At 54.6% G+C, this 21282-nt stretch carries 17 protein-coding genes, 1 pseudogene and 1 riboswitch; of the genes and pseudogenes, 9 read left to right on the forward strand and 9 right to left on the reverse strand.

From position 1 onward, the window contains the following. Window positions 1-118: 118 nt before the first annotated feature. Window positions 119-280, reverse strand: coding sequence for a hypothetical protein (locus tag KI809_RS05300; protein ID WP_214170437.1), 162 nt, complete (start codon window positions 278-280; stop codon window positions 119-121). Window positions 281-365: 85 nt separating this feature from the next. On the opposite strand from KI809_RS05300, the gene KI809_RS05305 reads away from it, so the two are divergent. Beyond that, window positions 366-1454: a hypothetical protein gene (locus tag KI809_RS05305; RefSeq protein ID WP_214170438.1), complete on the forward strand. Its 1089-nt coding sequence runs from the start codon at window positions 366-368 to the stop codon at window positions 1452-1454. 67 nt (window positions 1455-1521) lie between these two features. Further along, entirely contained in the window at window positions 1522-2598 is a 1077-nt protein-coding gene (locus tag KI809_RS05310; protein WP_214170439.1) for a hypothetical protein, read from the forward strand. 57 nt (window positions 2599-2655) lie between these two features. Here the strand turns inward: KI809_RS05310 and KI809_RS05315 are convergent, their stop codons facing one another. From KI809_RS05315 to htpX, 4 genes are all read right to left on the reverse strand, one after another. Then, window positions 2656-3246, reverse strand: coding sequence for a TMEM165/GDT1 family protein (locus KI809_RS05315; protein ID WP_214170440.1), 591 nt, complete (start codon window positions 3244-3246; stop codon window positions 2656-2658). A gap of 68 nt (window positions 3247-3314) precedes the next feature. Next, a complete protein-coding gene (locus KI809_RS05320) occupies window positions 3315-3752 on the reverse strand; it encodes a hypothetical protein (protein ID WP_337833277.1) in 438 nt (145 codons plus the stop codon). Window positions 3753-3795: 43 nt separating this feature from the next. Then, window positions 3796-4545 (reverse strand): TerC family protein, encoded by a 750-nt coding sequence (locus tag KI809_RS05325; RefSeq protein ID WP_214170441.1) that lies wholly within the window; start codon window positions 4543-4545, stop codon window positions 3796-3798. 3 nt (window positions 4546-4548) lie between these two features. Beyond that, window positions 4549-5409 carry a zinc metalloprotease HtpX gene (gene htpX / locus KI809_RS05330; protein WP_214170442.1) on the reverse strand — a complete coding sequence of 287 codons (861 nt, stop codon included), beginning with the start codon at window positions 5407-5409 and terminating at the stop codon, window positions 4549-4551. Window positions 5410-5777: 368 nt separating this feature from the next. On the opposite strand from htpX, the gene sucC reads away from it, so the two are divergent. The 3 genes from sucC to metX all read left to right on the forward strand — a co-directional run bounded on the left by sucC (window position 5778) and on the right by metX (window position 9227). Beyond that, entirely contained in the window at window positions 5778-6935 is a 1158-nt protein-coding gene (gene sucC, locus KI809_RS05335) for an ADP-forming succinate--CoA ligase subunit beta (protein WP_214170443.1), read from the forward strand. Between the two features lie 31 nt (window positions 6936-6966). Further along, window positions 6967-7854: a succinate--CoA ligase subunit alpha gene (gene sucD / locus KI809_RS05340; RefSeq protein WP_214170444.1), complete on the forward strand. Its 888-nt coding sequence runs from the start codon at window positions 6967-6969 to the stop codon at window positions 7852-7854. Between the two features lie 125 nt (window positions 7855-7979). Then, window positions 7980-8071, forward strand: a riboswitch (SAM riboswitch). A 55-nt stretch (window positions 8072-8126) separates the two neighbouring features. Next, the gene (metX, locus tag KI809_RS05345; RefSeq protein WP_214170445.1) at window positions 8127-9227 is read left to right on the forward strand and encodes a homoserine O-acetyltransferase MetX; all 1101 of its coding nucleotides are present in this window, start codon (window positions 8127-8129) and stop codon (window positions 9225-9227) included. Here metX and KI809_RS05350 read toward each other — a convergent pair. Then, window positions 9213-10256 (reverse strand): glycosyltransferase, encoded by a 1044-nt coding sequence (locus KI809_RS05350; protein WP_214170446.1) that lies wholly within the window; start codon window positions 10254-10256, stop codon window positions 9213-9215. The two genes, metX and KI809_RS05350, sit on opposite strands and share 15 nt — an antisense overlap. 117 nt (window positions 10257-10373) lie before the next feature. Here KI809_RS05350 and KI809_RS05355 point away from each other — a divergent pair, with 117 nt between their 5' ends. The 3 genes from KI809_RS05355 (at window position 10374) to KI809_RS05365 (ending at window position 15928) form a co-directional block, all read left to right on the forward strand. Then, window positions 10374-11129 (forward strand): GPMC system MBL fold metallohydrolase, encoded by a 756-nt coding sequence (locus KI809_RS05355; RefSeq protein WP_214170447.1) that lies wholly within the window; start codon window positions 10374-10376, stop codon window positions 11127-11129. A 70-nt stretch (window positions 11130-11199) separates the two neighbouring features. Next, on the forward strand, window positions 11200-13044 hold the full coding sequence (locus tag KI809_RS05360) for a TIGR04442 family protein (RefSeq protein WP_214170448.1): 1845 nt from the start codon (window positions 11200-11202) through the stop codon (window positions 13042-13044). 73 nt (window positions 13045-13117) lie between these two features. Then, on the forward strand, window positions 13118-15928 hold the full coding sequence (locus KI809_RS05365) for a GPMC system transcriptional regulator (protein WP_214170449.1): 2811 nt from the start codon (window positions 13118-13120) through the stop codon (window positions 15926-15928). A 452-nt stretch (window positions 15929-16380) separates the two neighbouring features. On the opposite strand, the gene KI809_RS05370 is transcribed toward KI809_RS05365, so the two are convergent. Both KI809_RS05370 and KI809_RS05375 read right to left on the reverse strand, forming a co-directional pair. Beyond that, on the reverse strand, window positions 16381-18195 hold the full coding sequence (locus tag KI809_RS05370; RefSeq protein ID WP_214170450.1) for a hypothetical protein: 1815 nt from the start codon (window positions 18193-18195) through the stop codon (window positions 16381-16383). Window positions 18196-18272: 77 nt separating this feature from the next. Then, entirely contained in the window at window positions 18273-19010 is a 738-nt protein-coding gene (locus KI809_RS05375) for a response regulator (protein WP_214170451.1), read from the reverse strand. Window positions 19011-19191: 181 nt separating this feature from the next. On the opposite strand from KI809_RS05375, the gene KI809_RS05380 reads away from it, so the two are divergent. Next, complete coding sequence (locus KI809_RS05380; protein ID WP_214170452.1) at window positions 19192-20298, forward strand: DUF362 domain-containing protein; 1107 nt, start codon at window positions 19192-19194, stop codon at window positions 20296-20298. 225 nt (window positions 20299-20523) lie between these two features. Here the strand turns inward: KI809_RS05380 and KI809_RS05385 are convergent. Next, window positions 20524-21282 (reverse strand): annotated as a pseudogene (locus KI809_RS05385) (hypothetical protein); the annotation flags it as partial.

Genomic DNA, 21282 nt, shown 5'->3' on the forward strand with positions numbered 1-21282 from the left:
TATGAAAAGCTGATTTGCATTTTTAGCATATGCACGAGCATCTGTGCTAGCGAAACGATTTATCATTGAAGAACCTACCAGACAAGAGCGGACAAGCTGTTAAGCAGCTTGTCGAGCCTCATGCTTCCCGACGAATACAGCCATTGGCAGCTGTGATAACGGTTGCGATTATGGTCCGCTTCACCTCTGCCAGAGAGCGTCCTCGCTTAACAGAGTGCCTGTCGATGCCGGGCAAGATCAGTGTTACCTTTAAGGTCGTAACTAAAAACAGCGATGACATTTTACTCTCCGTTGGTTGACAAGAAAAGCCCGTGGGGTTAAATTACTAAATCGTAACCTAACTCTAATCACATAGGAGACGTTTCATGCTTCCGGCGCGCAACTCGCTAATGGCACTAATGTTTTTATTAATGATACTCCCGGCAGGGCACTGTGCAGAAGCAATCCTGGGGGTGAAAGATACTACGGCAAGTTCACCGAAAGACGGATCACCAGCAGAGCGAGCCGCACGTACAACAAAAGACCACGAAATAAAGAGCAAGGTCATTGATATCACCTATGCTTCACTGGTGGCAGCTGCGAACTCCAACAGACTCGTACCGGGGCAGAGATACCGCATCATTAATTTTCGCACGGTACACTTGATTGCCGATACTACGGAGTACCACCGTGGCCCCATCGAACCGCTCATCGTCACGGCAAGCACCATAAATCATCTATACTACGAAGCATTGAGCGAGAGCTATCCTCACGACATCATCCATTATTCAATTGATAACATTCCAGACCTCTACGGCTCGGAAACAGGACATATCTTTTACCGGGAAGATCCCGACCTGGACATCTGGGCTCACCAGGATTGGAGGAATTGGGTCTCCCGGTGGTGGGAAACAACAGAAGGTTCCGGAGTCTTTGACTCGCCCATTGGAGGATTCGCTTACCAGGACTTTCCCATGTTCAACCCTGACTGGCTCGTTCGGGGAGGATACAACCATATTCACATTGGTGACCAGAACTGGGCAGGGGATGGAACCAGCAAAATGACCACCAAAGTGGTATTCAGGGGGAAAGCAATGAAGGTAACCATGGGAGGCGGTACCGACCCGTGGATTTTCCTGAGTCCGGCCGAAGTAACCAATATTACCATCAAAGACTGTTCAGACGGCGTGGTTTATGCGGGAATGGATAATGTGACATTCGGGCAAAACTGTTATGGCAACAAATTTCACGGCAATGTCAGAGATGTCACCTTCGGAGACGGTTGCAGGGACAATAACTTTATGAAGGATCTTAGTTCAAGCATGATTGGCAGCGGCTCCATGGGCAACACCTTCGAAGGCAATGTCAATGGGTGCTTCATCATGCCGGGGTTATCCAACCAGATATACCAGGGAGACAAGGTCGGACAAATTATTATGCTGTCACTTCCCGGGGTTTCATCAACCTTTGATTGACAAGAAGAACCCACGAGGTAAAATTAGCCAGTATTAATATTTCGCTAATTGTGCAGGAGGTGCTTTTATGTTCTTGATGCGCAACCTTCTAACAGCACTAATGTTTTTATTAATGATACTCTCGGTTGGGTACTGGACTGAAGCAATCCTGGGGGTGCCAAAAGATGCTGCGGCAAGCTCCATGAAAGGTGGATTACCCGCAGAGCGGGCCGCACGGATCGCCAAAGACAACGAAATAATGAGCAAGGTCATTGACGTCACCTATGCTTCACTGGTGGCAGCTGCGAACTCCAACAGACTCGTACCAGAGCAGAGATACCGCATCATTGATTTTCGCACAGTACACTTGATTGCCGATACCACTGAGTACCACTATGGCCCCACCGAACCGCTCATTGTCACGGCAAGCACCATAAACCATCTATACTACGAAGCTTTGAGCGAGAGCTATCCTCACGACATCATCTACTATTCAATAGAAAACATTCCAGACCTCTACGGTTCGGAAACAGGGCATATTTTTTACCGGGAAAATCCCGACCTGGACATCTGGGCTCACCAGGATTGGAGGAATTGGGTCTCCCGGTGGTGGGAAACAACAGAAGGTTCCGGAGTCTTTGACTCGCCCAGAGGAGGATTTGCCTACCAGGACTTTCCCATGTTCCACCCTGACTGGCTCGCTCGAGGAGGATACAACCATATTCACATCGGCGACCAGAACTGGGCCGGAGATGGAACCAGCAAAATGACCACCAAAGTGGTATTCAGGGGCAAAGCAATGAAGATAACCATGGGAGGCGGTACCGACCCATGGATTTTCCTGAGCCCGGCCGAAGTAACCGATATTACCATCAAAGACTGTTCAGACGGCGTAGTTTATGCGGGTATGGATAATGTGACATTCGGGCAAAACTGCTATGGCAACAAATTTCACGGCAATGTCAGAGATGTCACTTTCGGAGACGGCTGCAGGGACAACAATTTCATGAAGGACCTCAGTTCAAGCATGATCGGCAGTGGCTCCATGAGCAACACCTTCGAAGGCAATGTCTATGGTTGCTTCATCATGCCGGGAGTATCCAGCCAGAGATACCAGGGAGACAAGGTCGGACAAATTATTATGCTGCCACTCCCCGGGCCGTGACGAAACAACGCCACCAAGCCTTTGAAATACGATAGTCTCATCTGCTGAGCAGCGTGATTACATCCCCTTCAGCTTCCACAGCGCCATCACCCCAAACAGCAGGAACATGGCCCCTGCGGTACGATGAATCCAGCAGAGCGGGACAAAGCGGACCAGCTGCTTGCCGGCAAATATCCCCAAGAGTGACACCAGCCATAATGCCAGAGTAGATCCGGCAAAGACCAGACTCATGCCAGCCAGACTTCCCGAATGCTGGGCAGCCTGGCTGGCCGTCACCAGCTGGGTCTTGTCGCCAAGTTCGGCCATAAAGATCATGATGAAGGCGGTGCGAGCGGCGGTGGCGGCAGTTGGCGGTGTGCCGGCATCGTCATCTTCGCTGTCGCAGGCATGGCGCAAGGTGCTGTAACCGAAATAGAGAAAGAGCAACCCGGAAACCAGCGTTACCCAGAAGATCGGCAACAGCAGGAACAGCACCTTGCCGACCACAACCGCAGCCAGGTTCAGCACGACAAAGGCTGCCGCTATCCCCACGAAAATCCGTTGCCACGGATAACGTAGCGCCAGCGCCATGGCAGCCAGCTGGGTTTTGTCACCCAGCTCTGCCAGAAAAATCAAACCAAAGGTACTGAAAAAAATCGCGCTTTCCATTCCGGCTCCCCACTCAATATTTACTGCCCCTGCGTCACCAGCTTCACACTACTCCAACTTTCGCCCATTCATCGCCGGTCATAGGGGATTGAAACGCTCTCCAACCTCTTTTTCTTGATGTAGCGGTAAATAAGGTAGCCGATCCCAGCCAGGAGAACAATTTCAAACAGGCCGATGCCCCCGCCGCCCATGGCGCCGGTTCCGGCAAAGCCGAGGCTACTGAACAACATCCCGCCCAGAAGTCCTCCCATCATCCCGCCGGCCATACTCCGCATGAAACCGCCCCCTGCCTGCTGCTGAAAGGGGCTTGACGCAGGCGCGTACTGCTGCCGCGGCTGGTTCGGTTGCGAGTAAGAGCTGGCAGGCCTTGCATAACTGCGCGAGCCACGACTACCCATGGAGCGGCTGCCACCGGCTCTGGCTTCGGCGTTGAACTCCAGCACAGTGATGCTCAGAAACATAACGGCGGCTAGCACTGCGAATGCTTTAACAAAGTATCTCTTCATTTCCTTACTCCTGAATGTAGCTTCTCCGGCAGAGCCGGGGTTGTCACCTTTCGGTGGAATGTTCCAGATGCGGTTGATGGAGCTTGACTGGCGTGCCGCGGCGCATCCGCAGGTTAAGCATCTCCACCACTACCGAGAAAGCCATGGCAAAATAGATGTAACCCTTGGGGATATGCATGTCGAGCCCATCGCCGATCAGCGCCACGCCGATCAGCAGCAAAAAGCTCAATGCCAGCATCTTGATGGTGGGATGCTTCTCGACAAAGGCGCTGATCTTCCCCGAAAAAAGCATCATGAAGCCAACCGCTATGACCACCGCGCTAACCATGACAAGCAGTTGATTGGCCATTCCCAGCGCGGTGATAATGGAGTCGAGGGAAAACACGATATCCAGCAGCAGGATCTGCACGATTACCGCACCAAAGGTTGCCCCTACCCGAGCCGAGGCAATCTCTTGCTCGCCTTCGAGCTTTTCATGGATCTCCATGGTGCTTTTCCAGATCAGGAACAGCCCGCCGGACAACAGGATCAGGTCGCGGCCGGAGATCTCATTGCCAAGCACCGTGAACAGCGGTGACGTGAGTCCCATCAGCCAGGTGAGCGAGAACAGCAGCGCAATGCGGATAAACATTGCCAGGCCGAGGCCGACCAGCCTGGCCTTCTCCTGTTGCGCAACCGGAAGTTTACCGGCCTGGATCGAGATAAAAATGATGTTATCGATGCCGAGGACAATCTCCAGGGCAGTCAGGGTGACCAGTGCCAGCCATGCCTGTGGGTCAGTTAACCATGCCATTCGTTAGTTGCCCCCGCGGTAAGCCATATTTTCCAGCCGGGCGATCCGCTCCTCCATCGGAGGGTGAGTTGAGAACAGCTTCAACAGCGAGCCGCCGGCAAGCGGATTGACGATAAACATATGGGCCGAAGCAGGGCTCGCCTCCTGCATCGGGATCATCTGGCTGGCGTTGTGCAGCTTGCGCAGGGCATTGGCCAGGGCCAGCGGTCGGCCGCAGATCTTGGCGCCGGCCTCGTCGGCCAGGTACTCACGCGAGCGGGAGACCGCCATCTGGATCAGCATTGCCGCGATGGGAGCGATAATCGCCATGGCCAGGGACCCGACCAGGCTCCCCCCACCGTCATCGTCGTCGCTGCGGCCGGCGCCGAACATCGCCCCCCACTGGAGCATGTTGCCGAGCATGGAAATGGCTCCGGCAAATGTGGCGGCAATGGTGCTGATGAGGATATCGCGGTTCCCCACGTGTGCAAGCTCATGGGCCATTACCCCTTCCAACTCTTCAGGAGAAAGGATGCGCAGAATCCCGTCAGTTGCGGCAACAGCGGCATGCTCAGGGTTGCGGCCGGTGGCAAAGGCATTTGGGCTTTCGGAAGGGATGATGTACACCTTCGGCATCGGCAGTCCCGCCTGGATGGCCAATTTCCGCACCATGCCGAAGAATGCCGGGTTCTCGTGCTCGCCGATTTCCTGGGCGCCGTACATTTTCAGGACGATCTTGTCGGAAAACCAGTAGGAAAAGAAGTTCATGGCAGCGGCCATGAAAAAAGCAAAGACCATTCCGGTCTTGCCGCCGATAGCGCTCCCCATGAGCACCATCAGCACAGTGAGAAGTGACAGGAGAAAGGTTGTCTTGAGCCGGTTCATCGTTTTTACCTCCAACATTTTGGTTGTTGCCGGGGGCAATAAAAAAGACCTTTACCCTCGGCTGATTGCCTGGATAAAGGTCTTGTTGGCATGTGTATGCCCCGGTTCCGGGTCTTGCGACCGTCTTGACGGAAACCGGGTCGGTCATTTCTCCGACCGATAACTACTCCCCTTTAATTTCAGTTACTATAATTAGTCCGCCTGCGACTGTCAAGAGAGATTATTAGTTGGGTCGATTGACAGAAGTGTCAAGTCCGATAGACTTTTTTCGCCTGCCAGCTTCAAGTTCAGGCTATTTTTTCTGGTATTTCGCATAAATTACAGTATAAGTAAAATAATTTACTTAAACTAAAAAGAAGGGGGACTCAGTGAATATTCACGAATACCAAGCCAAGGAGATCCTGAACGGATTTGGCATCCCGGTTCCCAGGGGCCGGGTGGCGTTGACGTCCGACCAGGTCGAACGTGCGGCCAAGGAGTTCGGCGGCCGTTGCGTCATCAAGGCCCAGATCTACGCCGGGGGACGTGGCAAGGCCGGCGGAGTCAAGCTGGTACATCATCCCGAGCAGGCGCAGGAGTTCGGTAAAGAGCTGTTCGGCAAACGGCTCATTACTCCGCAGACCGGGCCGGAAGGGTTGAAGGTCCGCAGGATCCTGGTGGAGGAGGCGGTTGAGATCGCCCGTGAGTTCTACCTTTCCATTACCCTGGACCGCAATACCTCGCGCTACAGCCTCATCGCCTCAGCCGAAGGCGGGGTTGAAATCGAGGAAGTTGCCAAAAAGAGTCCAGAAAAGATTCATGTGCTGCCGATCGACCCGTTCACCGGACTGCGCCCCTATCAGGCTCGCAAGATCGCCCTGGCACTGGGTCTCACCGGAACCGTGTGTGAAGATTGCGTGGAGCTGATCCAGAACCTCTATCGCTGCTGCCTGGAAAAAGACTGCTCCCTGGTGGAGATAAACCCGTTGACGGTGACCAAGGCCGGCTGGCTGCTCGCCATGGACGCCAAGATCAACTTTGACGACAACGCCATGTTCCGTCACCGCGAATACCCGGATATGATGGACTATTCACAGCTGGACCCCTTGGAAATAAACGCCGGCAAGTACGACCTTTCGTACATCAAGCTCTCCGGCAACATCGGCTGCATGGTTAATGGCGCCGGGCTTGCCATGGCCACCCTCGACGTGCTCAAGGAGTTCGGCGGCGAACCGGCAAACTTCCTGGACGTTGGGGGCGGGTCAACCCGCGAGAAAGTTGCCGAAGCGTTCAAGATCATCCTTGAAGACAGTGACGTCAAAGGGGTGTTCGTCAACATCTTCGGCGGCATCATGCGCTGCGACGTCATTGCCCAGGGGATTATCGAGGCCGCCTCGGAAGTGAAATGCACCCTGCCGATTGTCGTCCGGATGGACGGCAGCAAGGTTGAAGAGGGAAAACAGCTCCTGGCCGAATCTGGTCTCAATGTCCAGACTGCCGACACGCTCGGCGACGGGGCACAGCGGATCGTGTCAATGCTTGGCTAATTTAACCACACCACCATAAAAGGAATCAGACATGGCAATTCTGATCAATAAAGACTCAAAAGTTCTTGTTCAGGGGATAACCGGCAGAAGCGGCCTCTTTCACACCCAGCAGTGCCGCGACTACGGCACGCACATAGTAGCCGGGGTCACTCCGGGGAGAGGCGGCATCCATATCGAAGGAATTCCGGTCTTCAATACCGTTGCCGAAGCGGTCCATTATACCGGCGCCACGGTTTCCATGATCTTCGTGCCGCCGCCGGGAGCGGCAGATGCGATCCTGGAGGCATGCGAAGCCGGGCTGGAGCTGGCAGTATGCATTACGGAAGGAATACCGGTGCGTGACATGGTACTGGCGCGCCGTATCCAGCGCGAAAGCAAGACCAGGCTCATCGGCCCGAACTGCCCGGGTATCATCACCCCCGGCCAGTGCAAACTGGGCATCATGCCGGGCTACATCCACAAGCCGGGCAAGATCGGTATTGTCTCGCGCAGCGGCACCCTCACCTACGAGGCAGTGAAGCAGGTCACCGACGCCGGCCTGGGGCAATCCACCTGTGTCGGTATCGGCGGCGACCCGATCATCGGCATGAATTTCATCGATGTCCTAAAACTGTTCAATGAAGACCCGGATACCGAAGCGGTCATGATGATCGGCGAGATCGGCGGCGGCGCCGAAGAGGATGCAGCCAATTGGATCAAAGAAAATATGAAGAAGCCGGTGGCGGCCTTCATCGCCGGGGTCACCGCTCCTCCGGGCAAAAGGATGGGTCACGCCGGAGCCATTATCACCGGCGGCAAGGGCAAGGCGGAAGACAAGATCCGCACCTTGCAGGAGTGCGGGGTAACTGTTGCCACCAGTCCGACCAAGATGGGAGTAGCGGTGCTGGAAGCGATCAACGCAAAGCGCAAGAAAAAGTAGCCCATTCCGGCCTCTGGTCCGCCTGATTTTGCATTGACAAAAGGAGCGTCATCACCTATTCTACCCTGACAATTTAATAACTTGCCGGAGTCGGATTCAAAAGTACGAATAAGACTTTGGCTGCCAGCTTATCAAGAGTGGTGGAGGGACAGGCCCTGCGAAACCACAGCAACCGGTCCGGAAACGGGCGCCAGGTGCTAATTCCTAGAGATGAGCCGGGTGCTGACAAACGATACACTCAAAGCCCCTGCTCATCTTGCAGGGGCTTTTTTATGCCGTACGGAATCGTTACAGAACAATCAATAACCTTCGACACCGATATCCGCCTGGAAAGCGGTCGAATCCTCGGGCCGATTACGCTTGCCTATGAGACGTACGGCGAACTGAATGCCGACCGCTCCAATGCCATTCTCGTTGCTCACGCCTGGACCGGCAACGCCCATCTGGCGGGACGCTATTCGGATGAAGAGCCGAAACCCGGCTGGTGGGACGCCATCGTCGGTCCCGGCTGCCTGCTGGACACCGACCGCTACTGCGTCATCTGCTCCAATGTCATCGGCTCCTGCTACGGCTCCACTGGCCCCACCTCAATCAACCCAAAGACCGGCAAGCGGTACAACCTGTCATTCCCGGTCATCACGGTGCGCGACATGGTCCGGGCCCAGCAGTTGTTGATCGACCACCTGGGGATCAAACGCCTGGTGACCGTGCTCGGCGGCAGCATGGGCGGCATGCAGGCCCTGGAATGGGCAACCCAATACCCGGACCGGATAGCATCGGCCGTGGTGCTGGCCACCTCCCCCCGCCCTTCGGCACAGGCGATCTCCCTTAATGCCGTGGCCCGGTGGGCCATATTCAACGACCCTACCTGGAAAAAGGGGGAGTACAAGAAAAACCCCAAGGACGGCCTGGCGCTGGCCCGCGGCATCGGCCACATCACTTTCCTCTCCGATGAGTCGATGACCGCCAAGTTCGGCAGGCGCTTCTCGGCCAAAGACGGCCTGTTCGACTTTTTCGGCCAGTTCGAGGTGGAACGCTACCTCAACTACAACGGCTACGGCTTTGTGGACCGATTCGACACCAACTCGTTTCTGTATCTCGCCAAGGCGCTGGACCTCTACGACGTTGCCTGGGGGTGCGAGTCACTGGAAGAGGCCTTTGAACCGGTGCAGGCGCCGATCCAGTTTTTTGCCTTCACCTCTGACTGGCTCTATCCGCCGGCCCAGACCGAAGAGATGGTCACTGCCCTGAAATCGCTGAACAAACCGGTGGAGTACCACCTCATCAATTCCCCCTACGGCCATGACGCCTTTCTCCTGGAACATGAGACCTTCACCCCCCAGGTCCGGGAGTTCCTGTCAAAGGTGCGGTGAGCAAGAATTAGCCCTTCCGGCGACCTTTTCGTACAACCGCAGATACCCTGCAGCCTCTTGTTCCGGCGAATGGCTCGTTTCAGCCATCCTGCGCCCTTCCATCCCCAGGTGACAACAGAGTCCAGGGTCTGCCAGCAACAGTTCCGCCTTGGCAGCAAATTCCTCAGCATCACGGTATAACAGGCCGTTAACGCCGTCGATCACCAGCGACCGGTTCCCTTCGACATCCGAGGCCAGCAGCGGTTTTCCCCACGCCATCCCCTCCAGAAGAGAATTGGCCATTCCCCCCTCAAAACTGGAACTGTTCACCACCACATCGGCAGTGCGATACAACGCTCCCATGTTGCGATGCTCAACCACCCCCAGGTATTCGACAAACGGAAAATCCGTCATCATGGCAAACAAGCGCTCGGCATACGACTGATCCAGAACCGGCCCCACCAGTTGCAACCGAACTGTGGGGTGACGGCTGTGAAGTTCCGCCACTGGCGGTAACGGCGAGATCAGATCCTTGACCGGCCGGATCCCTGCCGGAAGAAGAAAAATAAAGTCATCCCCCTGCCGCACTGTTGCGAGCCCTTTGTCCAAGGCAGGAAGCTCGACCCCTTGGGGTATGACCGTGATTCGCGCCGTAAGTGAGCGCGCCTCTGAGCCAAGACGAAGCGCAACGAGTTCGTGAAACGCCACCACCACCGCTGCCGATTCCAGACTTGCCAGGGTTTCATCACGTCGGTCATCGGCCAGGGTTTCATAGATATCTGAGCCGGTAAGAGTAACAATGAATGGCACCCTGCCCTGCGCCCTGATTATCCGGGCAACGCTCCCCCCCAGATAGCCGTGAAAGGCGTGACACAGGTCAAAATTGCCGTTGAGCACAGAGGCAACAACCTGATCTCCGGGCATATCGTCGAGCGAGAAGATGTGCAGGTCGCACCCCAGTTGCCGCAACTGCTTTGCCAGGCGCACTACAGTTACGGCATTGCCGCGCACCGCATCTCGCCAGTATGGGGTTATCAGGGCAACCCGCATTTTAATTATCCTCCAAAGCCGGTAACAGGGGCATCGCCGAGACCGGGAAAGGGCAATCTCCTTGTTGACTGGGTAGTTTCATGGTATTCTCCGGGTATTCTTTCCGGGAGTCAGTCCATGAAACTGGTAATTCTGGGGAGTGGCACATCCACCGGGATTCCCATGGTCGGCTGCCGCTGCCCGGTCTGCAGCTCTTCAGATCAGCATGACAAGCGCAGCAGGACGTCTCTCATGGTCGAGACCGGCGGCAGAACCATCATTGTGGACACATCCACCGACCTTCGCCAGCAGGCCCTGCGTGAAGGTATCGAGCGGATCGATGCCGTACTGTTCACCCATGCCCATTCAGACCACGTCAACGGCATCGATGATCTGCGCGGCTTTCATTTTATCCACCGCACTATTGTGCCATGCTACGGTGATGATGCAACAGTATCGGCCATTGTCGCCAGGTTCCCCTATATCTTCAAGGGACTTGAAGTTGAAGGCTATGCCCCGCTCATGGAGGCACACACCATCGATGGCCCATTCGAGCTGTTCGGCTGCAGGATCACTCCGGTGCCACTCAAACACGGCCACCTGTCTGCAACCGGCTACCGCTTCAACAACGCCGCCTACCTTACCGACTGCAGCGAGATTCCCGACAGCTCGCTCCAGCTCCTCGAAGGACTGGAACTGCTGATCATAGATGCCCTCCGCTATACCCCGCACGAAAACCATTTCAACATAGATGAAGCTTTGAAGGTGATTGCGGCAATCGGCCCAAAACGGGCTGTGCTCACCCATCTTACCCATGAGGTAAGCCACAGCGACTCAACAAAACTTCCTGCCGGCTCTGAATTCGCCTATGACGGGTTGACTTTCGAACTGTAATCAGCCAGGCAATCTTGCATTACGGCTTGCGTGAAGTATTATTGAGTCGAATTCACAGAGGAATGCTGCAATGCCCAGAGACATACGTCTGCACGGCGTAACCAACAACCAGATCGAGTATTTCCTGATTGCCGCCGGCGCAGAGATTCATCGTCGATTCTTTTTCAATGTTGACGAATCCGGAGACGGCACCATCAGGGTCTTTTCCCCGGCCAACGAACTGGTTCTCTCACCGGACGGGATCAAGCACCGCGGCAACGGCGGATCGTTTTGCGAGTACATGTTCGGTGTCGATCAGCCGCTGGCCGACCAGGCAAAAAGCGAAGTGATCAACCGGCTCGTCATGTACGGGGCAATTTACGACAAGACCAGCGGCGGTCTTATCTTCAGCGATCGCACCGAAGGGTCGCTTTCCTTTGAAAAGATTTTTTTCGACGGCAACGCCATCTGCAATTATTTCTTTTTCGTCAACTCGGCGAGGGTCAGCGGCACCTCTCAAGTACAGCAGGAGGAGCTCCTCAGACTGCTCGGCAAGGCGATAAAACGGTCACCAGCTGTCGGGCACGGCCTTGACAACGTCATCATTGACGAGATCCTGCAACTCCTGGATGATCCGCACGCTCAACTGTTCCTTTTTAAACTGATTAACCGCAAGCATCAGGAATACCACAAACTATTCGAGTCCTTATACCTGAAGAGCAAAAAAATCGCTGATGAGGACTTCGCGGTACTGTCCGCAATAGCTTCCCGACACGGCATCGACCGTTACCAGCAGGAACGGATCCGGATCGACGTCATGTACAAGCACCCCGACAATAAAAGGATTGTCGATGAATACAAGAACATCCTGATCTCCTGCAATCGTAAAGGGGAGATCAACAAGCTGGAAAACGCGCGTCTCACAAGGCTGAAGACCCTTTCAGTCAGGAACAAGATTCCAGGCGCACTGTTTTACACACTAGACGAGATGCTGAAGAAGGACAAGAAGATCGTCGTCCTGGAGGAAAGCGAGTATATCTCCGAAACGCGCCAGATCATGGAGGGGTTGTTTCTCACCGAACGTCAGATCGACAACAGCATCAATCGTGAAGACATGCTGAAGCTGCTCTTTGCCAAGAAAAAAGCGGCTGAAAACCGGGACCATGCCTTCGAAGAGGTGCTGCTTGATGCCAGCAAGCTCTGTGACGAGAAGATCCGCGATGGTGCCGACGCCTCCCTGCTGGACGGCTTCTCCTACATGATAACCTTTTTCGATCGCTACGACTCGACCTCGTCCATAGTAAACCAACTCGCCTTCATGGAGAATGTCAAGGTAAGCGAGGAGATGCTGCGCAGCCTCCTGGGGAACAAACAGGAGTTCGACCGCCTGAAGCCGGGCCTGTTTGAGGAGCTGTTCATTACCGGCATCAATGACAACAAATATCTGGGAAAATATGGCAGGAAAAAGCTCGATACCCTGTTATCAGGGTTGAAGCAGATCGAAGAGAAACAGATGACCACACCCCAACTGCTTGCGATGCTGCTTGCGCTCGACGAAGAAGAGCGGACCTATCTGACCGTGTTGGAACATGTGCGGGAACGGATCAGAAACTTCTATTCCAAGTTTTCGACCAAAACCGATCAGGAGCTGTTAAAATCCGAAATCACCCAAGAACTGCACCACAAAAAAGTTCTTGGCGGAGAGATCCCCGAGCACCTCTTTATCGAAACCATCCTCACCATCAAGAAAGAAGCGGTTTACCTGCACTCGCTGCTTCCCGACATCATCACCAACAGAGATATTGCCTTGCGAGAGGATTTCCTGGAAAACTCAGGCCTCGACCGGTTCTATGTCGAAGAGATGGAGCGGGAATATTTTGAGCTGAACGAACTGGACATGGATGACCTGTACCAGATCAGGAAAGGCCTCAACTAGCCTTCCTGCTTGACACCTCCCCCCTTCCCGCATAAACTGCTCACTGTGTACAATAACTACTCAGGAGCAGCTGATGCCTTCCAGTAGAACCCGCCTTAACGCTATCAGAGACAAAATCCTCAGGTTCGGCAAGGAGAACCTTGAAGAGATCCTCCATGCCCTGTCCGATGGGGTCAGCCTTATTTCCGGCAAACAGAGAGTCAGGGTCTACCTCGAAGACCTGACCCGCGGCGCCCTTACCTGCTTCCACGCATCAGGCCCATTCGCTGAAGATATCCGGAAAAACCCGTTCCCGATCATCTCCGCAGATGCCGTGGTTTCATCGGTATTCGTTTCCCGCTACCCAGCCGAATTTCGCCGAGGCGGACAAAACGATCTTCCCCTTGACCACGAACTGGCAATCAAGTGCGAAATCGTCTCCTCCACCCTGTTGCCGATTACCAGCAACAACAAATCGATCGGCGTAGTCTGCATCGACCATGACGCTCCGAGCCACCCGGTCGCCACAGCGGCCAGGGATATGCTCTCTGAATTTATCGCTGCCGTGGCCGACAACATCGATCATGCCCGAATTTATCACCAACAGCTGCTGCTGGCGCGAAAGGTCGAAGAGGTCAAGCGCCGCGAAGCAGCGGCCTTCATGGTCAAATCCGCAGTCCGGCTGCTCGACCGCCTCACGCTGGCATCAGTGCTGGTGCCGGTTGAACAGCCGGGCGGCGCCAAGATGCTCGAAGTCCTTGCCAGTTACTCGGAAGACAGCGATCTGAAGTCAAAATACGACCAGCTAGGCGCCATAGCCCTGGAACGGGGTAAGTCCCTGATTTCAAGATACATAGATGACCGGGCCGTTATTTCCGATGAGCGCCTGCTGCATCCGCTGTTCATTCCGGACCTGGCCGGACAGGCGCTGCAGAAACGCGCCCTGACCGAAGAAATGGCCCTCAGGTCGCTCTATGTCGTCCCCAGATACAATCTCCAGACCCGCGAGGTCATCTGCCTGGTCAACTACTTTGCCAAGGACCTGTACCGCTTTTCCGAGTTCGAGATGGGACTGCTGCAGACCCACGCCGAGATGGTGGAGCGGGTCATCCATGAAATCGGCGGCGAGCATCTGGAAATCCGGGTCCTGGCCGAGATATCGGAACTGCTGCAGGAGCGGAATGAAGAGCTGCACCCGTTTCTCTCCAAGGTCCTCTCCAAGGCCACCGAGCTGATCGGCGCCGACACCGGCAGCATCGCCATGGTCAAGGAAATCGAGGGGGAAAAGTGGCTGGTGGTGGAAGACGGAAACGGCGCAGTTATCGGTGCCAAGAGCAGGGAGTGGCTGAAGAAGCAGATCCCGCCCTTCAGAATCGGAGGACATGAGCTTGCCGCCGAAGAGAGAAGCCTTACCGGCTATGTTGCCTGGGCCAAGGAACCGAAGATCATCGCCAATGTCACTGACGAACTGCAATCCGATGGTTTCCACCGCTCTATGAGCGACCTGATCAAGAGCGAGATCGCCGTGCCGATCATCACCGACGACGAGGTCATTGCCGTAATCTGCCTCAACTCGATGTCACCCGGCTACTTCTCCGAAGAACACAAAAGAATTCTCCAGTTGATCGACCGCCTTACGGCGCGCCACATCGCCGACATCCAGCGGATTGAATCGCTGCAGAGTGAGGTGCAGCGGCTTCAGACCGATGTTGCCTACAAAGACCCGCAGATATCGTCCTACCGCCTCGGTAACATCATCGGCATCAGCCGCAAGGCCCAGGAGATTGTAGATTTCATCAACACCGTGTCTGAGCCGATCTTCAACCGGATCTCCCTGTGGAGCAAAAATGTGCTGCAGGAAGCGACCATCGGCCTTCCGTCAATCCTGGTTACCGGCCAGACCGGCGCCGGCAAGGAGTTCTTCTTCAACAACCTCTACAACAAGCTCAACGAGATGTACCGCCGTGAGATCAACTCCAATGGCGAACTCGTCGTAAAAAAGACCAATATCGCGGCCTACAGCGGCGAACTGACCTACTCCGAGCTGTTTGGTCACAAGAAAGGGGCATTTACCGGGGCATACAGTGACCGGCGCGGCATCCTCGAAGAGGCCCAGGGGGGAATCGTCTTTCTCGATGAAATCGGCGACGCCGACCCCAAAACCCAGGTGCAGTTGTTGCGGTTCCTCGACAACGGCGGTTTTTTCCGGCTCGGCGAAAGCCAGGAACGCTACAGCCGGGTCCTGCTGGTTGCTGCCACCAACCGCAACCTGATGGAGGAGATTGAAAAGGGGAACTTCCGTGAAGACCTGTACCATCGGCTGTCAGAGCTCTCGGTTAGGGTGCCGTCGCTCAATGAACGACGCGAGGACATCCCCGACCTGTCCATTCACTTCCTCGGCAAACTGTACCGGACCTACCGCGACCGGAGCGACCCGGAACTCCATCCGCCGACCCTCTCCACCGAGGCCAAGCAGCTGCTCATGGGGCACACCTACAAGGGGAACATCAGGGAATTGAGAAGCATCCTGCTGCGAGCGCTGTTCTTCCGCACCGGCAACAGCGTCACCGGTGACGACATCCGCCGCGCCATCCGTGACGGCATGCACGAAATAACCGTCACCGCCAGCCAAACCCTGAACGAGCAGGTAGCGGACGAACTGCTGGCTGAGATCGAAAAAGGCAAGAATTTCTGGGAGGCGGTCTACGAGCCTTACTCAAAAAGCCTGATTTCCCGCGATGTCGTCAGACTGGTAATCGAACGAAGCCGCAACATCGCCGGCAAGCAAATGCCCCAGATCGCCCGCCACCTGAAAGCGATCAGCGGTGACAGCGCCATGAGCGACGAAGAAAAGCGCAAACTGTTCAAATTCAAGAATTTTCTCTATAAGACAGTGAAGATTTGAGCTAGACGGCTAGTCCCTCGGCAACTTGCAATCAAAAGTTTTAGGCCTTTGAAATCTTACCGAGAGCAAAACTGCCCGAAAATTATGCAGCGCAGAAACTGGCAAGAATTACCCGAAAGATATCACCCTGACACCCCTACTTTTAGACGGGAGAATTTGCATACACTTTCTCTAATATCCTCTGCAAATCAAATGGTTGTCAATTATCCGCCTATTAATGAGCCTTCATTTTACGGCCCATTTTATGGGCAATTTGCACAACTAGTTGAAACGATGATTCAATGATTGACCGTCAACAATTTTATCAATAAGTTTTCAACAGCCGTCTGTGCAAAACCAAAATCACCAATAAAATAATCGTTAAATGTCAGCATGATACACATTATCCATATGTGGACAACTACGAGATTTCAATACGTTATGCTCAAAAAGCCATGACAAGATTTTGACGATTACCGCGCTTTCAGCCGCTTCCCGGCAATCCTTGCCTTGATCGTTTTGGCATAATCATCATTCGGCGACATCTTCAGGTAGTCGTCAATCCAGCGCGCTGCCTCATCCAGATTGCCAATACCCTCATAGGCCACGGCAACGGCAAGCTTCCAGTTGGGCATCTTGGCCGCATGACCTTCTCGGGAAATAGTGGCAAGGGCGTAGATGTTCCGGTATCCCCGGAACTTGGGAATCCCCAGGCGCTTGATCAGGTCGGCGTTCTTCGGGATATCCCGGATAAAGATCAGCGCTTCAGGGTCTTCATAGATCAAGGCCCACTGCTCATCTTCCAGCAAGGCGGCGGCTAGCTTGATCAATGTCCCGGAGACCTTGTCGCAACCGGGGATCATGACCATGTCGATGTTGAAATAGTGCAGCCCCAGCAGGTAGTTTTTCGCCTCAAAGGGGTTATCGACAATAACCCGGTAGGAATCGAAGAGCTTACCGTACAGCCCTCTGCCGTCAACAAAGACCTTGATCTCCGGAGAAACCCGCCAGATGAGATAACCACCGGCATTGTAATCGTTAAAAAGGTTGCCTTTGAGGTGATTGACCAGCATGAAATCCGCGGCCTTCTCGAACGGGCTCAGGAACAGCTGGTCGGAATCGAGGGCACTGTTTTTCATGCCGGCAGCGGCAAATTTGACGGACGACAGGGCAACGACAACCAGCAACAGGGCGGTGACAGCAGGCATCGGAATGCGGAGCTTATCCCGGCCAAACCTTTCCCAGAATCCTTTCAGGTTCAAGGTGGCAATGAACGAGGCAATCAGGGTGAAAAAAATGATGAAGCGAATGGAACTCAGCCCCATCAGAAACACCATGACATACAGCAGATAGTGTTCCGCCTTGAAGCGGCGCAGATTGCTGAAGTTCAGAGCAAATGACAGCAGTGACAGCACAAAAATCGTGGTGAAATACGGGAGCCCCCGGACAATGCCGGGGATGCTGGCATGCTGGAAAATCGACTGCAGTTCGTTAATCGATTCGGCAACGCTCTTGATGCTCTGCAGGCTCTCGATATTCAGGTAGGAAACCAGGGTCGCCACAAAGGGGACGCTGACTACCGCCTTGAAGCCGTTGGGGTTCACCCCGCTCACCAGAACCGCAGCAATCGAAACGAGATAGAACTGCCGGGAACCGGTTCGGGACACCAGGCTGCCAATGCAATAGAGGATGATCATGACGTCCCCGAGGACAAAACCACCGTGCAGGTTGGCCCAGACCAGCATCAGCAAAGGGGTTGCATAGCATGACCAGCGTTTCCCTTTCTTGAGCGCCTCAAGCAGCATGATAATGACAACGGAAAAGAGGCTCGACCACATCTGTGGCTTGGTACCGATATAGTTGAATTCCCCGACCACCACCATGACAGAGATATAAACCAGTATCAGGGCCAGGGTCCTGTTGACCCCTTCATTGATCATCAAGCGGTAGCAGGTGTAAAACATCAGGGTGAAAACTAGGGAAGAGAGGAGGATGATCCCCTTGAAACCGGCAAGCAGGTAGGCCCCGTAAAACACCAGCTGGGCCAGCCAGTACTGCTTGAGGATGAAATCCCGGCTGAGCGACACCTCTTTTAAATTTGAATCAATGGTAAACGGGTCGCCGTGAATCAAGGCGCCGTTGGTCCACATCCATTTTCCCGAAGCGAGGTGCCACCAGAAATCCGGGTCGGAAACCGGGACGGTCAACGAATAAAACAGGGCCGAGAAGAAAACCAAGGCCAGGATCTTCTGGATAAGTTCGTATTTGTTATTGGTCATATCAAGCATGTTTGGCTCACCTTTATGCAAAAATCAAAGGCCATCGGAACCCCAATGGCCTGTAAAGCAAATATTGGATGCTGTTTTCAGGAACGTTTGCGAAGAAAGGCAAGGAATTCGTCCTTGCTCAGGCTCTTTTTCCTTACCAGGTGGTCGATTTCGCGGCTCATGGCACAGCGCTCGCCATCTTTCATGGCATCTTTAATCAGGATGAAAAAAGGGATATTTCGGGTCTGGGGATAGAGCCGCAGCCGCTCAAGCAGTTCAAAGGACCCCATGTCAGGATGCATCAAAGAGGAGATGATGAGGTACGGATGCCCGATGGTCACCAACGCCAGCGCTTCCTTGCCGGTATAGGCGTTCTCCACCCCGAAGCCAAGCCCTTCAAGCAGTTTTGACAGCTTTTCGTCACCTTTGCGCGTAACTACAAGGGAATGCAGATCATAATCCATAACATCTTCGGTCAAGCCGAGCACTGCCAGCTTTGAAGCGATATACTCCTCGTCTATCGGCAGTGTGAAAAAGCCTGCCACCGGAAACACCCCGCCGACCTTGCCGAGTTCGCTGAGAAATATCGGTAATACCGGGATATCCCTGGTTGCTACGTCTGACTTCAGATTGAGCAGTATCCCCCAGCCGTCATCCGATGAAGGAGAGAGGTCCAGCACTATTCCCAGCGGCTTTGACGAGACAAGATCTCCAGGTGCTGCGATCCGGGGAGTATAGCCTGCGGATTCAAGGTACTCACTGACGATTGCTCCACGCTCTGGCCTTTTCCCCAACCCCATGATCCAGAGCTCTCGTCGATCGTTCTCCTGTGTCATAGCCCGCTCCTGTTGAATTAAGATGTCAGTTACCCGAAAAAACCAAGCCAGACCGATAAAAACAGCCCATACATACCATATTTATCGCCCGACTGCCACCATACTTTAACCATGAGGTGAACCATTGTAAATTAGCAGTTGCTGTGATAGCGTTTGGTAGATTTCACAAGGAGGTGGGGAGATGACAAGCACGGTTTATTTCGCGGATATGCGTACCAGCCATAAGGAAAACCTGATGGGCAAGATCGGGCGACTGCTGGTCCAGGCCGGCATTGCCAACCGGGTGCACAAGGGTGATCTGGTTGCGGTCAAGGTTCATTTCGGGGAGCGCGGCAACCATACCTTTGTCCGGCCGATATTTGTCCGCAGAGTAGTTGAAGAGATCAAAAAGTGCGGCGGATTGCCGTTTCTTACCGACTCATCGACACTCTACCCCGGGGAGCGCAAAGAAGCTGTTTCAGCCCTTACCTGCGCCATTGAAAACGGTTTTGCCTACGCTGTTGTCGGCGCGCCGCTCATCATGTGCGACGGCCTCAAAGGGGGGACCGCTGTTAATGTTCCGATTGACGGCGAACTCCTCAAATCGGTCAGCATCGGCACCGAGATAGCGGAAGCAGATGCCCTGGTAGCAGTTACCCACTTCAAATGCCATGAATTGACCGGATTCGGCGGCGCCCTCAAAAATCTCGGCATGGGATGCTCAAGCAGAAGCGGCAAGATGGTCCAGCACTCAACGGTGGCGCCAAAGGTTGCGGAAAAATTCTGCAACAGCTGCGGGGCTTGCCTGAAGTCGTGCGCTCACGACGCCATCGCCATAATCGAAGGCAAAGCGCAGATCGATCCCGAAAAGTGCGTCGGCTGCAGCCGGTGCATCACAGCCTGCCAGCAAAAGGCGATCAGCATCCAGTGGAACGAGGCTTCAGACCTGGTGATGATGAAGCTTGCCGAACATGCCATGGGTGCGGTAAACGGAAAAAGAGAGAAGACTGTTTACATTAACTTCATCACCCAGGTTTCACCCGCCTGCGACTGCTATGGTCACGCCGATGCCCCGATAGTCAACGATATCGGCATATGTGCATCGACCGATCCGGTTGCGGTTGACCAGGCATGTGCCGACCTGGTAAACAATGCGCAAGGTAATGCCAACACTGCCTTGCAAAGCGGTCATGAACCGGGTGGCGACAAGTTCAGAGGCGTCTATCCCCAGATTGATTGGGAGATGCAGTTGGCCCACGCCGAAAAAATCGGCATCGGTTCCAGACAGTACGAGTTGATCAAGATCTGAATTTATTTCGCAGTCACAAAAAAGGTGAGGCCGCAGCAGCGACCTCACCTTTTTTCTTTACGCTTCATTGCAGATCAGCAGGGATGAACAACTGCGCTACCTACAATCTTCGGAGTTACGTAGCTCTTTTTCATAGTCGGCACCTCCTTTCTCAATAATCACAGCTAATTTGTGTAAAGGTCTTATCCATGGGGCACCCGAAGATGCCCCATGAGACATTAATTACTACCATGGTGTCAGCTTGTTCCATCTCTGGTTGACCGGGCTGTAAGTCGTGCCTCCGGCGTTCGTGGCGTTGTGGCAGTTGGAACCGTAGGAGGCAGCCGTAGGCTGGGTACCTTGGGACGTGCCTGTGGCCCGGTTGGTCTGGAACCACCAGCCACCGGAGTTCTGGGCGGAACCAGGGGTATTGGAGTAGCGCGATCCGCCGCCAGGGAAGCGGCCGGCCCCCAGAGCCGAGGAAGTCAAGGTGCTCTGGATGATGTTACCCGGCGTTGCTGATGTTGCCCCGGTGGAAACAATGACTGCCGCCTGTTGCTGCCCGAAGTGCCGTGCATCAAGGCAGTTGGTGACTGCGAGCCGCGGCAGACGCGAGACGTGCGGCGCATGGCACTTGGCGCAGCTGTAAGCGTGGACAGCGTTGTTGAGGTTGGTGGTGCCGCTGGCGGTTGCCGACCAGCCGGCTACTGACTGGTGCACCCGCTCTTTGCTCTTCCAGGCAGAAGCTGCAGTCGGCCTGGAGGCGCTGCCGGTCAGGGTCGTCTGGTTGTGGCATTCGAGGCAGAGACCGGCAAAGGTGGCCGGGGCCAGGTTCGGATAGTTGGTGCCACTCTGGGCGGAGCTCAGGACGTTGAAGGCCCGGAAGACCTGCTGCCGCTTGTTGCTCTTGATTGTTGCCGTGGCTGCGCCGCCATTGTAAGGCGCTGGTGTGGTCATGAAGGTGTTCTGGTCGATGTGATAACCAGGAACAGCACCGCCGTTGGT

It is taken from the genome of Geoanaerobacter pelophilus, from assembly GCF_018476885.1.
Lineage (GTDB): Bacteria > Desulfobacterota > Desulfuromonadia > Geobacterales > DSM-12255 > Geoanaerobacter > Geoanaerobacter pelophilus.